The sequence below is a fragment of the Spirosoma jeollabukense genome (assembly GCF_054777855.1).
The window spans coordinates 965,198-978,374 of the sequence record NZ_BAAHAD010000001.1 but is presented as its reverse complement, the minus strand read 5'-3'; the positions used below and the strand labels follow the sequence as shown (position 1 = coordinate 978,374).

The 13,177-nt window shown below is 46.5% G+C and carries 17 protein-coding genes; 9 read left to right on the top strand and 8 right to left on the bottom strand.

What is annotated here, in order from left to right; all coding sequences use genetic code 11:
• Positions 1 to 6 precede the first annotated feature (6 nt).
• Entirely contained in the window at positions 7 to 1,365 is a 1,359-nt protein-coding gene (tilS, locus tag ACYVEA_RS03915) for a tRNA lysidine(34) synthetase TilS (protein WP_461112020.1), read from the top strand.
• A 62-nt stretch (positions 1,366 to 1,427) separates the two neighbouring features.
• Here the strand turns inward: tilS and ACYVEA_RS03910 are convergent, their stop codons facing one another.
• The 8 genes from ACYVEA_RS03910 to ACYVEA_RS03875 all read right to left on the bottom strand — a co-directional run bounded on the left by ACYVEA_RS03910 (position 1,428) and on the right by ACYVEA_RS03875 (position 9,095).
• Positions 1,428 to 1,619: a hypothetical protein gene (locus ACYVEA_RS03910; RefSeq protein ID WP_461112019.1), complete on the bottom strand. Its 192-nt coding sequence runs from the start codon at positions 1,617 to 1,619 to the stop codon at positions 1,428 to 1,430.
• A gap of 106 nt (positions 1,620 to 1,725) precedes the next feature.
• Complete coding sequence (locus ACYVEA_RS03905) at positions 1,726 to 2,253, bottom strand: DinB family protein (protein ID WP_461112018.1); 528 nt, start codon at positions 2,251 to 2,253, stop codon at positions 1,726 to 1,728.
• Positions 2,254 to 2,263: 10 nt separating this feature from the next.
• Entirely contained in the window at positions 2,264 to 3,040 is a 777-nt protein-coding gene (locus tag ACYVEA_RS03900; RefSeq protein WP_461112017.1) for a glucose 1-dehydrogenase, read from the bottom strand.
• On the bottom strand, positions 3,037 to 4,833 hold the full coding sequence (locus tag ACYVEA_RS03895) for a hypothetical protein (RefSeq protein ID WP_461112016.1): 1,797 nt from the start codon (positions 4,831 to 4,833) through the stop codon (positions 3,037 to 3,039). Before ACYVEA_RS03895 ends, ACYVEA_RS03900 begins: the two co-directional genes overlap by 4 nt.
• Before the next feature lie 276 nt (positions 4,834 to 5,109).
• Complete coding sequence (locus tag ACYVEA_RS03890; protein WP_461112015.1) at positions 5,110 to 6,306, bottom strand: hypothetical protein; 1,197 nt, start codon at positions 6,304 to 6,306, stop codon at positions 5,110 to 5,112.
• 82 nt (positions 6,307 to 6,388) lie between these two features.
• Positions 6,389 to 7,234, bottom strand: coding sequence for a type 1 glutamine amidotransferase (locus ACYVEA_RS03885; RefSeq protein ID WP_461112014.1), 846 nt, complete (start codon positions 7,232 to 7,234; stop codon positions 6,389 to 6,391).
• 70 nt (positions 7,235 to 7,304) lie between these two features.
• Positions 7,305 to 8,405 (bottom strand): carboxylate-amine ligase, encoded by a 1,101-nt coding sequence (locus tag ACYVEA_RS03880; RefSeq protein ID WP_461112013.1) that lies wholly within the window; start codon positions 8,403 to 8,405, stop codon positions 7,305 to 7,307.
• Between the two features lie 222 nt (positions 8,406 to 8,627).
• On the bottom strand, positions 8,628 to 9,095 hold the full coding sequence (locus ACYVEA_RS03875) for a hypothetical protein (protein WP_461112012.1): 468 nt from the start codon (positions 9,093 to 9,095) through the stop codon (positions 8,628 to 8,630).
• Positions 9,096 to 9,355: 260 nt separating this feature from the next.
• On the opposite strand from ACYVEA_RS03875, the gene ACYVEA_RS03870 reads away from it, so the two are divergent.
• From ACYVEA_RS03870 to ACYVEA_RS03835, 8 genes are all read left to right on the top strand, one after another.
• Positions 9,356 to 9,613, top strand: a complete 258-nt coding sequence (locus tag ACYVEA_RS03870) for a hypothetical protein (protein WP_461112011.1) — start codon at positions 9,356 to 9,358, stop codon at positions 9,611 to 9,613.
• A gap of 115 nt (positions 9,614 to 9,728) precedes the next feature.
• Positions 9,729 to 9,929 (top strand): hypothetical protein, encoded by a 201-nt coding sequence (locus tag ACYVEA_RS03865; RefSeq protein WP_461112010.1) that lies wholly within the window; start codon positions 9,729 to 9,731, stop codon positions 9,927 to 9,929.
• Positions 9,916 to 10,419 carry a DUF6169 family protein gene (locus tag ACYVEA_RS03860; RefSeq protein WP_461112009.1) on the top strand — a complete coding sequence of 168 codons (504 nt, stop codon included), beginning with the start codon at positions 9,916 to 9,918 and terminating at the stop codon, positions 10,417 to 10,419. Before ACYVEA_RS03865 ends, ACYVEA_RS03860 begins: the two co-directional genes overlap by 14 nt.
• 12 nt (positions 10,420 to 10,431) lie before the next feature.
• Positions 10,432 to 10,983, top strand: a complete 552-nt coding sequence (locus ACYVEA_RS03855) for an RNA polymerase sigma factor (protein ID WP_461112007.1) — start codon at positions 10,432 to 10,434, stop codon at positions 10,981 to 10,983.
• Positions 10,984 to 10,987: 4 nt separating this feature from the next.
• Positions 10,988 to 11,317, top strand: coding sequence for a hypothetical protein (locus tag ACYVEA_RS03850; protein ID WP_461112006.1), 330 nt, complete (start codon positions 10,988 to 10,990; stop codon positions 11,315 to 11,317).
• Positions 11,318 to 11,501: 184 nt separating this feature from the next.
• Entirely contained in the window at positions 11,502 to 11,825 is a 324-nt protein-coding gene (locus tag ACYVEA_RS03845; RefSeq protein ID WP_461112005.1) for a hypothetical protein, read from the top strand.
• Positions 11,825 to 12,049, top strand: a complete 225-nt coding sequence (locus ACYVEA_RS03840; RefSeq protein ID WP_461112004.1) for a hypothetical protein — start codon at positions 11,825 to 11,827, stop codon at positions 12,047 to 12,049. The genes ACYVEA_RS03845 and ACYVEA_RS03840 overlap by 1 nt, the downstream gene beginning before the upstream one ends.
• A 146-nt stretch (positions 12,050 to 12,195) precedes the next feature.
• Complete coding sequence (locus ACYVEA_RS03835) at positions 12,196 to 13,104, top strand: glycerophosphodiester phosphodiesterase family protein (RefSeq protein WP_461112003.1); 909 nt, start codon at positions 12,196 to 12,198, stop codon at positions 13,102 to 13,104.
• Positions 13,105 to 13,177: the final 73 nt, after the last annotated feature.

The following is a 13,177-nucleotide window of genomic DNA, read 5'->3' as shown; positions in this document are numbered from 1 at the left end:
CACCGTATGTTGGAACGGGATTTTTTAGGATTTATTAACGACAGAAAGCTGTTCAAACCGACCGATTGTGTATTGTTGGCCGTCAGTGGCGGTATCGATTCAATGGTAATGGCTGAACTGTTTTATCGTCTTGGTCAACCGTTTGCCATAGCTCACGTTAACTTTGGATTACGCGGACCGGAGTCTGAAACCGATGCCCTTTTCGTTAAAAACAAGGCGGAAGAGTATGGGGTTCCGTTTCATCTGACTCAGTTCGGTACAACTGAGTTTGCAGCAGAGCGTGGCATTTCTATTCAGATGGCCGCCCGCGACCTCCGTTATGCCTGGTTTGCGCAACTTGTTCAGGAACACCACTACGTTGGTGTGGCGACCGCCCACCATCAGAACGACGTATTGGAAACCATTTTATTTAATCTGACACGTGGCACGGGATTAGCGGGTTTGCACGGCATTGCTGCTAGTCAGAATGGCATCATCCGACCGTTGCTGTTTGCAACTCGGGCTGCTATTGCTACGTATGCTGAGGAACAGAAACTTACCTATCGGGAAGATAGTTCTAATGCCAATGACAAGTACGCTCGTAACCGACTTCGCCACCATGTGGTGCCGGTGTTAACCGATTTAAACCCGGGTTTGTGGCAAACATTGCCGCGTACGGTTGAGCGATTACGGGCAGCCGACGTATTGGTTCAACTCGAACTTGACCGTTCGTGGCGGGAGATAGCTGAACCAATCGGTAAGCAAACATTCCTGCCGATCGCAAAACTACTAGCCTTACCGGAGTTGCCGTTCCGATTGGGAGAGTGGCTGAAACCGTTTGGCTTTACAACCGATCAGGCTATTCAGCTGGTTGCATCATTGACACAGGCAATAGGACAGAGGTTTGACTCGCCAACGCATCGCATGACACATGAACGATTGTCGTCTGGTGCGACCGGCTTGTTACTGGAAGAACTTTCAGTAGTGGCTGATTACGAAATCAAACTGACAGACTGGCCAATAGCTTCCGTGGACGTAGCAGGGCAGTTTACGTTGACTATCGAGCGATTTCAGAAACCTGAGAACTTCCGGCCGGATATTAATCCTAACGTAGCGTGTTTAGATGCGGATCGACTCGTATTTCCACTCATCATTCGGCCCTGGCGGCAGGGTGACCGCTTCCGACCATTGGGATTGAATGGTCATAAATTAATCAGCGATTTATTGAATGATCTCAAACTGAGCCGTTCTGAACGGGAGCAAACGGCTGTTCTGCTGTCGGGTGAGCAGATTGCCTGGGTCATCGGCCGACGAATTGACCACCGCTTTCGTGTGACAAGCGAGACGAAGTCTGTTGTGACTTTTGAGGTGATAAACAAGGCATAAATCGTCAATAAAAAAGCGAACTGGTTTTCCAGCTCGCTTTTTTACAGTAGCTCGAAGATAGATCATCCGGCTTTCTTAACGTGCTTGCTATGAGTCGATTTAGTCGACGACGTAGTGGCTTTAACCGGCGTTGATTTCTTCGTTGTTGTCGTCGTTGTTGATACGGGCTTATCCTGCGAAGGAGAGATGGCTACTGCGGCATTTCCTGTTAACACGGTTACTGCGATCGCAGCCATCCAAATTAGCTTTTTCATGGGATTAGATTTTATGTAGTGAAACAACTCGCCTGACTGGCGGCCTTTTCGTACGAAAGGTCAGATGCTATTGTTAAAAGCATATGAACTATAACTTAAAAAAAGGTTAATCTGTTATAAGCCTCGTCGTTACCGATAACTGACCCACGTGGCGCATGGTGTGCTCGGCCGAGTGAACCAGCAAACCAATGACGGTTGAAGGCAGTTTTGCCCGTCCAACCCCACGTATCTCTGTAAGTGTCTGCTCATTGGTGACACGTAGCTGAGCCAGCGCCAGGTCGACCTGCTCATTGAACCGATCAATCAATTCCTGAATCGACGGAAATGGTTCGGTAGGCTTTCCTTCGGCGGCCAAAGCAGTCAGTTGATCAGGGGAAAGCCCCTCTCCACAAGCGTAGGTAAAGAGACGATCCAATACGCCAGTCAAATGTTGCAAATGAAAACCAACCGACGCCAGTGCTACGTTGTTTCGGTCCAGAGGGCGTTGCCAAAGCAGACTTTCCGGAAAATCCTGTAGCAAGGCATTCACTTCTTCGCGGGCTTGCAGTAGCGCATGAGCAACCGGTTGTACCAGCGCTGGTATGTCGGGTAACGGGCCACGTAGCCAGACTTCGCGGGTGTCGAGAGGAGGCATAGGAAATGGGTTAAATTACGGTTCCACCATCAGCATAAAATAAACTACCGGTGCTGTAAGAAGATGCGTCAGAGGCCAGATACAACGCCAGCGGGCTGATTTCATCGGTAGTGCCCATACGGGCAATGGGTAGACGCTTGGTAAAATGATCCAGGATATTTTCGTCTTGCCAAAGCGCCTGGCTGAATTTAGTTTTAATCAGACCCGGGCAAATGGCATTGACGCGGATACCGTCCGGTCCCCATTCTTTCGCCAGCACCTTGGTGAGCATATTAAGCGACGCCTTACTCACGCTGTATATACCCAAGCCAGGATCGGGTGTGTGACCGGCAATACTACTCATCATGATAATGCTGCCTCCGCCCCGTTCTTTCATACTGGGATAACACAGCTTACTAAGTTCAAAAGGAGCTTTTACATTGGCCTGCATAATCTTATCGAAGGCCATACCGTCGCAATCGAGTGAGGGGCCAAAGACAGGATTGGAGGCTGCGTTGTTGACCAGAATGTCAATGCCGCCGTATGCTTCGATGGATTTATCAACTAATCGCTGAAGCTGGGTCATGTCACCTACATGGGCGGCAATACCCGTAGCGTCGCCACCCTGCTCTTTAATGTCATTGGCCAGGGCATCGCAGGCATCCTGTTTGCGGCTACTAACGACTACTTTCGCACCAAAACGAGCGAATACTCTGGCTATGTCTTCGCCGATACCTTTGCTGGCACCGGTAATAACGGCCACTTTTCCGGTAAGATCAAATAGCGCTTTTTCAGCAGCTGTATTCATAAAGTTGAAATGGTCTTGATACTTGGTGAAAGGCGCTGCGAAGTTAACCGATCCCGACGTATATAAACGCGCACATCATCAAGCGTTGCGACTAGCGAATATTGATGTTGAATAATAGTATTGACACTGGCAAACTGTTCGTGTTGCTGACTTCGTTTGTTCAGTATTAAGCTGGCAGGGCCAACAGCATCTAAAAAGACGACAGGCTTGTTAGTTTTCAGCTCACGTACGTAGCGACTGAGGTATTGGTCGCGCATCCGGTTTGGTACGATGCTACGTTGTGTATGGTTTTCACTGACCCCCTGCGCTAATTGGGCTTCCACATAATACCGGCAATTCCATCCCCAAACGGCCATTTTATCCGAATCTTTGGTGTACTGTTTTATTATCTGAGCAACGGGCGATAGTATGACTTCGGTTCTGGCCGGAAACCAGAATAAGGGTGGATTTCGAACCTGTAAACTGGTTGGATCGGGTTGGGCAGACAACGCAACGGTTGGCTTTATGGAACGATGAGCAAACTGCTTGATATAGGGCAACAAAAAATGATTTGACAGCGCAATATCGCCTATCAATAACCCGAGAACAATCGCTACCAGACGAGGTTGAAATTGAGCGGGTTGATGATTCAGCACAAATTCAAGACACAGCCCAATAACCCAGCAAAATGGAAATACGAGCAGAAGTAAGTGATGCCCAAATTCAGTGCCCGGCATAACAACGGCCCATAAGGCACTCAAGGCCGTTAATAACACCAGCGGGAGTGTCCAGGAAGATTTTTTCCATAGGTTCTCTTTCTTTCGGATCGACCAACCAAGAAGGATAGTGGCCAGCATGATGAAAAAACTATTGGACAAAATGAAAAGACTGAAATCGGAGTGATGTATGGTGAAAATTGGGAATCGGAGCAGCTTAATAAAGAAATTTTGGTGGATTAGTGGTTCATCGGCGTAAATCTGGGCATAGGTCGTTAAGTTGCCAATGAAGTAATAATCAATGAAATAGCGCTCAACGTTGAACCAATACGCCAGACTAAATACACCAATCGTGGGGAGCAGGAATGCAGCGGACAAGGTGAGGAATGACCCGATCGCCTGTTGTCGTTTCGTCCAGAATAAATACCACGTTACCAGAGCAAGTATTGTGCCCACGATTGGCAGTGTCTGTAATTTACAGTAGGGCGTTAACCCCGCAATGCCTAACTCCCACAATGTACCAACCGCTACGTTCCTCGATTGAAATAGTCTGACCGCAAAATAGAAACAGGCCGTGATAATAGGTAGTGAACTAAGTTCACTGCTATAATGCAGGTAATCGTTTTCGGTAGTCCAGGCAAAGAAAACAAGAGCCATAACTAAACTCAACCGGCTTGCGGTCGGTGAAATCAACCGGAGAAGGCTAAAATAAAAAATTGTAAGGGCTAAACCAATCAGAATCAGGCTAGTGATATGCGCTGCGATGTAATCAGTTGGTAAGCCGAACAGGTGAGGTAACAACAGTAAGTAACTATTGATTGGGCCGATGGAAGTGCCATCCACCGAGCGGCCGAAAACCGGGTCCTGCAGGAGTGTGATAGCCTGAGTTACTAGCTGACCTTCATCGGGGTTGAGTTCTTCATTGTGGAACAAACTCGGTAACCGCATGAACGTGAGCGTAATGAGTGACAGGCCCACGAAAAAAAGATTAGATTGGAGCCAATTTTTAACCGCTTTCGGGTGATCTCCAGGCTGGCACTGAAGAATAAGTATCACCAGTAGTCCTAACGAGATAACGTAGTAAAACCAGGGAAACATGATGCATGTCTGTTTTGTAAATGTTTCATATATGCGTATTATAGGGTTAATATAAATTAAGAACAGATAATTGGTTAATCGTATTTAGCGTGCGGCTATATTTTCTGTTAGGTTAATAAAGTGAATCAGGAATCATAAATGCATTCTTATAAGGAAGTTTTAGGGAGTGCTGGCTAAAATAGTTCACGCAACTTGTTGCAGACGTGGTAGTACGTTACTGCGACAAGTTGCGTGAAGAAGTTATTTGTAGCTTTATTTAGCTTGATATGTGGTTATCTATTTTTCGAAAAAGCAAACAGAACCACCAACCCAGTCTTTATTTTTATTAAAATTCACCCCAATCATTTCACCCCGGCTCAGGCGGCTAAGGTTAGTCAGAAGTGTAGGTTTAGCGTCATCTTTTGGCCAGATGAACAGCATCCGTATCTCGCATTTAACCAACCCATCGGGCGACTGAATAACCGGCTCATATTTAACCTTGCGCTGAAGTAAATAACCCGCGCGCTGGTCGGTCGGAATGACGTCGAGATCGGCAGCGTTGATCGTCAGTTTAACGCCACTACCGGCAAACGAAAACAGGGGTTTTAGTACGTAGTTTTCCAGATCGGCCGGGTATTCCTTCAAATCGGACAGATAATAACTAGCCGGAACGAATGGACTTTTCAGCAGAGGCAGTGTGTATTTGCTGATGCGAAAGAACCAGTTTGGATGGCCGATCCACTCAACATCTACATCGTCGGTTAGGTGGAAATCGGTCTTGAGGTCCGGGAAATTTTGTAAATCATCGAAAATCAGCCGGTTGTATAGCCGCTTGATACGTACCTGACGACCATCTTTTTCGTAAACTAAATTTCTTCCTTCTTTTCTAATCTTGGTCAGGCAAACGGGTGCAATACCGAAGTATTTTTCCGTCAAGGCAAAGTCGACACGGGTCTTTTGTTTTTCGGGATAGATTTCCAGTAGAATAACTTCTTCGGGTTGGCAATCACCCACCAGCATCTGGCGCAATTGCTCTATGTACTCGGCATTGGAATCAACCGTGAACAAGTGGGAAAGATTATCTGGAATTGGATACGTAGTACGAAAGAGATTCGCTACGTAGGGCTGAAATCCGTAAAGCGATGGAAAACCCTGTAGTTCGATCAACTGTGGCATCAACTCACCCGTCTCGTCCATACAGACTGCAAAATCTACCGCCATAAACTGCGTATGATCGTCTTCATTTGGCACACGCTGCCCAGACGGAATAGCATTCTCGGTCAACGTCTTAAAATCCGCCTGCGTAATAACATCTATAATATCGTCGCAGGCTTGCAGAATTTTATCCGTCAGAACTTTCGGCACAAAAACGGGTGTTTCGGCCACGCGAAAGTCTAACTGACCCGGAAAGTCAGCATCAATTTTAGCTAAAAAAGATTGATAACGGTCTGGACTGAAAGCCTGGTTGTAGGCTTGGCGAGCGGATTGGATCATAGACGGTTCAGGAATTTCCGGTAATGAAAGGTCACCGGAAATTCACTTTATTATCGGACTGTTATCGGAGCGATGATAAAAATTAGTATAAAAATTCTGACTCTTCGGCAGCAACGGGAGAGGCCAATGCCTGAATCGCCTGCCGCAGAAAACCGGGCAAAATTACCGATTCAGTCAGGGCAATTTTGGTCGGATCTTGTAGATACGCCACCATGTCGTCATACTTTTCCTGACCGAAGTTTCTGACAATGTGATCTCGCTTTTCCTGCGTCATAAAGTAACGTAGCATGCCCTGATTGTCGGCTTCGGGGTGAAACTGCGTGCCCATAATTTCAGGAGAAAAGCGCATCGCCATGATGGCCCGGTCGAGGGCTACATGCGGCCGGATTTTCTCCAGACACAAGATAGACGCGCCCATAGCCTCCATACGTTCGACCGTGGGTTCCGTTATCTGATAACTCCGCGAATCAACGGCGTAGAATGGGTCTGGCAAGCCTTGAAGAAGGGGTTCCGAATAGCCTTCGTCCGTTTTATGGACCGGAAAGATTCCGAAGGAAGTCGATCTCCGCAAGCTCAACGTACCCAAGTCCAGATGCCGGACAACCAACTGAAAGGAGTGACAAATCAGGAAGACAAACTTTTTCCGTTCGTTATGCTGGTTCCAGTCAAAAAGCTGATCAATCAACTCGAAATAGCGTTGCTCCCATTCGTCGGGTGAAGCCATCGGACTGCCGGGGCCGCCCGAAGAAATATAAACATCGTACTCTAAACCAGGCACTTCATTATTAGCCCGGACATTAAATACATCGAACGACAGTTCAGCATGGTCGTTCCCCTGTACATTCCGAATCAGTTGTATAATACAACGCATGCCTTCGTTGGCATGCCCATTATTCATATCAAGAACGGCAATTTTAAGTAAGCTCATAGAGTGTAGAGCGGCTGGAAGCCACAGATAAATAATAGAAATAGCGGCTTCTCAGCCGCTCTACTTTTAACTATACGACGCCAAAAGAAGTTTCCTCAATGATGTAATCGATAACCCGCTTTAAGTCGTTGTGTTGTTGGAACACAGCTAATTGACGGTCGGCGCCGGTACCCATTTCCAGAATTTTCAGTACGTATTCGCACTCGGCGCGGCTATCGAGTTCGTCCACTACGTCGTCAATGAAACTGAGTAATTCCAGAATCAACTGGTGCGTAGGCACTTCCTCTTCTTTGCCAAAGTCGATCAGTTTTCCTTCGATACCATAGCGAGCCGCCCGCCACTTGTTTTCGTTGATGAGAATACGTCGGTAGGGCCGGAAATTCAGATTCTGCTTATGTAGTTTGTAGATTTTCGCGACCAAAGCCTGCATGATGGCCGCCAGACAAATCGTCTCGTCTACGCGCATAGGTACGTCGCAAATACGGAACTCAATCGTGTCGAAGAACGGGTGCAATCGAATATCCCACCAGATTTTTTTGCCGTTATCAATACAACCGGTTTTAACCAGCAGATTAATATACTCGTCATATTCATTGGCCGACGAAAAGAAGTCAGGAATACCCGTACGTGGAAATTTATCGAATACCTTCGAGCGATACGATTTGAATCCTGTATTGCGCCCCCGCCAGAACGGCGAATTTGTCGAGAGGGCGTAAATATGAGGCAGAAAATACCGCACGGCGTTCATGATCTGAACGCCCTCATTGCGATTTTCAATGCCAACGTGTACATGTAAACCGAAAATCAGGTTCGAGCGAGCTACGTCGCGCAACTCTTCGATGAGCTGATCATACCTTTCGTTGGGCGTAATTAACTGATCCTGCCAATCGGAGAAGGGGTGTGTACCGGCAGCGGCAATCTTCAGATTCTGCTTCTCGGCCAGTTCAATGATCATCTTGCGGAGGTAGGTAACCTCCTGGCGTGCTTCGTGAATGTTGTGGCAGATGTTCGTGCCGACTTCCACAACAGCCTGATGCATTTCGGCTTTTACGCGTTCGTGAAGGACAATTTGGCCTCCATCAACGATCTTTGACATATGCGAACGCAACTCACCCGTGTTGGGGTCAATAGTCTGAAATTCTTCTTCGATTCCGAGGGTAAATTCGGGCATTGGCGTTCTGATTTAGATAAGTGCGGGTTCCTATTAGTTGATAAACGAAAGGGGAATATACTTGTTTTTGGCTTGGCGCGCTAGAGGTAACCTGGGTGAGTAACTTTTTTGATGGGACAGACATAAGTTTGACTGTCTAAATGGCCAGAGCTGCTAGTTGAACCAGCTTCATAGAAACAAGATCTACGAAAAATAAAAGCATACTTCTGTGGAGTAACTGGCTCAGAATAAAGGGATTAATTTATATGTCTTATCAAGCGCGTATCGTAACGTATCATCGGTCTTTACGTTGCCATTCGTTGCTTTGACGTACGTTTTTGAATAATAATAGTCTTGTGGATCTCGCCATCTGTTCGCGATTTGCAACGTAGTAAGTGAATCCAGTTTCATATAGTAATCAACTGAGTCTCCATACGCTTTGGCGTTTGCTCCGGCAGTCTGCTGAAGATGTTGGAAAGACGCTATCTTTTTAGTGTAGTACTCCTTGCTCATCGAGTCGATCCGACCGGCACCGATCATGTCAAAGTCGGTGGTTTTTAACGCATCGATTGTCAGCTCCTTCTGCTCTTTGTCGGCTTTACGTTCCATGTAGTGGCGAATGCTATCATCAATTTTTCCGCAGACCTTCTCTTTATAAGGTTTACAGGCAAGCATGACAAAACAAAAAGAGGCAAGGAAAATGTACTTCATAATAGGTTGTACCGTAAGCCGGTTTGCGTGTTGAGACAAGTTTAGAACGGATAAATAGATCGAAAACCATTTGTAGAAGCTACACAAAAGATGGGTAGCGAGTAGAAAGAAAATAACATTCTCTTCGTAACCAGTTGCTCACTAAACGAGATACTAACTACCTCAAAAGGCATAACTACGGAGTAAGGTACAGTTTTTTTGTGAACCGGAAGCCGCTGGTATGGTTTTCCTGAAGAATCGAAAATCAAACCATTATCACCATGAGAACGCAACGCGAGAAGAAACTGATTACAAAATACTGGTTGTTTGGTGGGGGAGGGGCCATGCTGCTGGGAAGCGGATTAGCCACCTTATTACATGGCTCGAAACTCAAAGAAATTAATGCTGATTCATGGTTCTGGGTTAGCACGGGTGGTTTTGCGCTCATTATGACGGGACTGGGTTTTATTGGCGATGCCAACCGTTTTCGTACATTGGCCGACGTATTACGGGAACTGGATAAGCGTGCTCGAACGTAATCCATTGTTGATACAATGGCTATTTAGTTAAGTTGCCCCTTTATAGTGAGCACAAGTAGCTCACTTTTTTTGTTGCCCAAATACAAATAGATTTGACCAGTTAAACAACAAAAGGATGACACAGGAACCCAATCACGAGCAACCCATCCAAGCCAGCAACGAGCGAGCGGTTGCCTGGGCACGCCAGGCGATGGCTCATAAACGTGCTGAGCAAAAGAAGATGGTAGAAGAGTATAAAAACAATCCTGAAGCGCAGGCATTAGTAGCCGAATTATTTCGTAGAAGTAAACAGCAGAAGATTAATGAAAGGGTATGATTTTGACTCTACAGAAAGTGTACAAAATGCTTTTTATTTCACAACCGAATTTGGATTAGCCTACGAGGTATTGTTTGAGCGAAGTGGATATATTTTCCCCGACGATCCTGATTTAGACTCCCATGTATTTGAATTAGTTATTAAATTAATTATAAATACAACTGGTAAGCGAACTCCCTCCGACCTACGTATTGCCGCTACAATTGCCGAGATATTTAAAGCCTTTCTCGCTAGAAATGAGCGTATTATCGTTTACATATGCGATTCATCTGATTTGCGCCAGGTAGCCCGAGCACCTAAATTCGACGGTTGGTATGAGTATTATAGAGGTATCGACTTTATAAAGATCAACCGTAACCGTAACATTGTTGATCCCTCGGGGGAGATTTATTTGACCGCACTCATTATTCGACATGATAACCCGAATAAAGTCAGGATATTTGACGCGTTCGACCGTCTGACATCGGGCCAGCAGGGTGAGAAACCCTAATGGAAACTCCACATGGCTGAAGTGCCCAAACGAAATATAATCGAGACAGTTAAGCAGTACGGAAATCGGCTGTCGCGGTTTATTCGTGGACAAGTAAAATCAGACGAAGATGCCGAAGATATTTTGCAGGATGTTTGGTTCCAGCTCAGTAAAGTAGTGGATCTCGACGGCATCGAGAGTATGAGCGGGTGGCTTTTTCAGGTGGCGAAGAATCGAATAACCGATACGTATCGCAAGAAAAAAGAAGATAGCCTGTCCGATTTAATGATTGAAGACGAAGAAGGCGAAACGCGCTTTCGGGATATTCTGATGTCGGATGCCGAAACGCCGGAAGATCAGTTTTTTAAGGATATTTTTTGGGAAGAGTTGATGCGTGCCCTGGAGGAACTGCCCGAAAATCAGCGGACGGTTTTTGTTCAGAATGAATTAGAAGATCTAACCTTGCAGGAAATTGCCGACCAGACCGGTGAGAACCTGAAAACCATCATTTCCCGAAAACGATACGCTGTTCAACATTTGCGCAGGCGATTACAAAATTTGTACGACGAACTCGATAAACTATAAGGCAATGAGAAATTCCTACGGCCGAAGACGATTCTTCTTTCCGTTTTTTATCCTGATGGCATTGTTTGCCTTTTCGTTTGTGGTGTATTGGCTGTGGAACAACGTATTGGTAGCCGTCGTACCGGTTAAAGCCGTTACGTTCTGGCAGGCGATGGGTCTACTGGTCCTGTCGCGAATTCTGTTGGGAGGTTTCAAAGCGGGCGGACCCGCTGGCCGTCCAAATTTTGGGGGACCAGGGGGACCACCCTGGCGGGAAAAATGGCGTCAGATGAGCGAAGAGGAACGAGCGAAGTTTAAAAATGAATGGCGCCGGCGGGGTGGTGATAATTCGTAGTCATTGACTGTCTAAAACTTATAGCTACTGTAAACCTCATGGGTATTCCCCGTGAGGTTTTTTTGTGAAAGGCTATTTGTGGTAAAACCATTCCAAAAGAGTTTTGAAAAACTTTCCAAAATCGTAAAGTAATTTTTCCACTTGCCCGTCATCCTTTATAGAACAACAGTAAACTATAAAGACAATGAACAACAATCTTTTAAGATCCATTTTAGCCGGTCTGCTGCTGGGTGTCGCCTTATTCGTTATGCCCTTTTTTCTAATCCGACTGGTCTTCTTTTTTGTAATTATCGGCGTCCTGTTCCGGCTTTTTGGGGGTGGACGCTTCCGGGGCGGATGGGGTCGTGGCCGTGGCTTCGGCTACATGCCCGCTTTTGCTGACCGAATTCGTCAGATGAGTGACGAAGAGTACACTGCCTTTAAGCAACGGTACCATCAGGGCCCTTGCCAAACGGGCGCTGCCCAGAAATCGAATGAAACAACCGATACAACTAAACAACAGAACTAATGAGAAGACGCTTAAATCCCTGGGTCGTGGTTCTTACAGCGGCCCTTACCTTCGGCAGCCTGATGGCTTTCGTTGGCCCTCGTTTCGGACACCACCGTGGCTATTGGGGCCACAGACACGGGTATTACCATGGCTACGGCCATGATAGGGGTGAAGCCTACGATGGGGATGGTCCGCACGGCAGGAGGCTTGCGCCCAAATCTGACTCGGCTGACAGTCAGTAAGACTAACTTAATCATGATTTGATAACACAAAAGAAGGCAATCCTATACGCTGGGTTGCCTTCTTTTGTATTATCTGCGGGAATCGATTTGCGAGTAGACAAACTTCATTTCCGCTCTTTAAACAGACGTATCCATAAGCAGTGATTATGCGAACCCAAATCTTTCTGGTGAAGACCGCCGTGCTGTTGTTTATAATTTGTCCTGTGCAGTCCTTGAAAGGGCAGGCATTGCATCAATTACCCATAAAGACGGTTCAGGATCTACGCGCATTTTTCAACTGGTCTGACCAGAAAAAACCGATTGTGAGCGGGCATCGGGGTGGCATGGTCAAAGGGTTTCCTGAAAATTCCATTGCTGCGTTCGAAAATACGCTGAAGCATACGCCGGCCTTTTTTGAAACTGATCCACGACTTACAAAAGATAGCGTGATCGTGCTGATGCACGACGAGACGTTGGACCGCACGACAACCGGACACGGAAAAGTAGCTGATTACACCTGGGCTGAACTAAAAACGCTATATCTGAAAGATGGCGAAGGGAACGTAACGAATCATCGGATTCCGACGCTGGCCGAAGCCATAGATTGGGCGCGTGGAAAAACCGTTTTAAACCTCGATAAAAAAGACGTGCCGTTTTCGATGATTACGGCCATCATCAGAGAGCATAAAGCGGATGCTTTTGTGATGCTCACGGTACACACCGCCGAGCAGGCCCTTTACTATTACAAGGATAACAAAGACCGTATGTTCTCGGCTTTCGTGAAAACTCCCCAAGCCATGGCAGCATACGAAAAGGCGGGTATTCCCTGGGGACAAATGATTGCTTATATCGGGCCTGATATAAAGTCGGAAAATCAGGAAATGTATCGATTGCTACATGCAAAGGGGGTAATGTGTATGATTTCTGCCGCTCCAACCTACGACAAATTGAACAGTAGCGACGAACGGGCAGCCGCATATCGGGCTATCATCAAAGACGGAGCCAGTGTGCTGGAATCTGATTTGCCGATCGAAGTGGCTGAAGCACTACGTTCGCCAGCCAGTGCCAAAAAGTAGGAGCCTGTATTAAGAATGTTTTATCAATGCAATTGGTCAGTAAAGTGAGCGATTCCGCCCCTTAACTTTGACG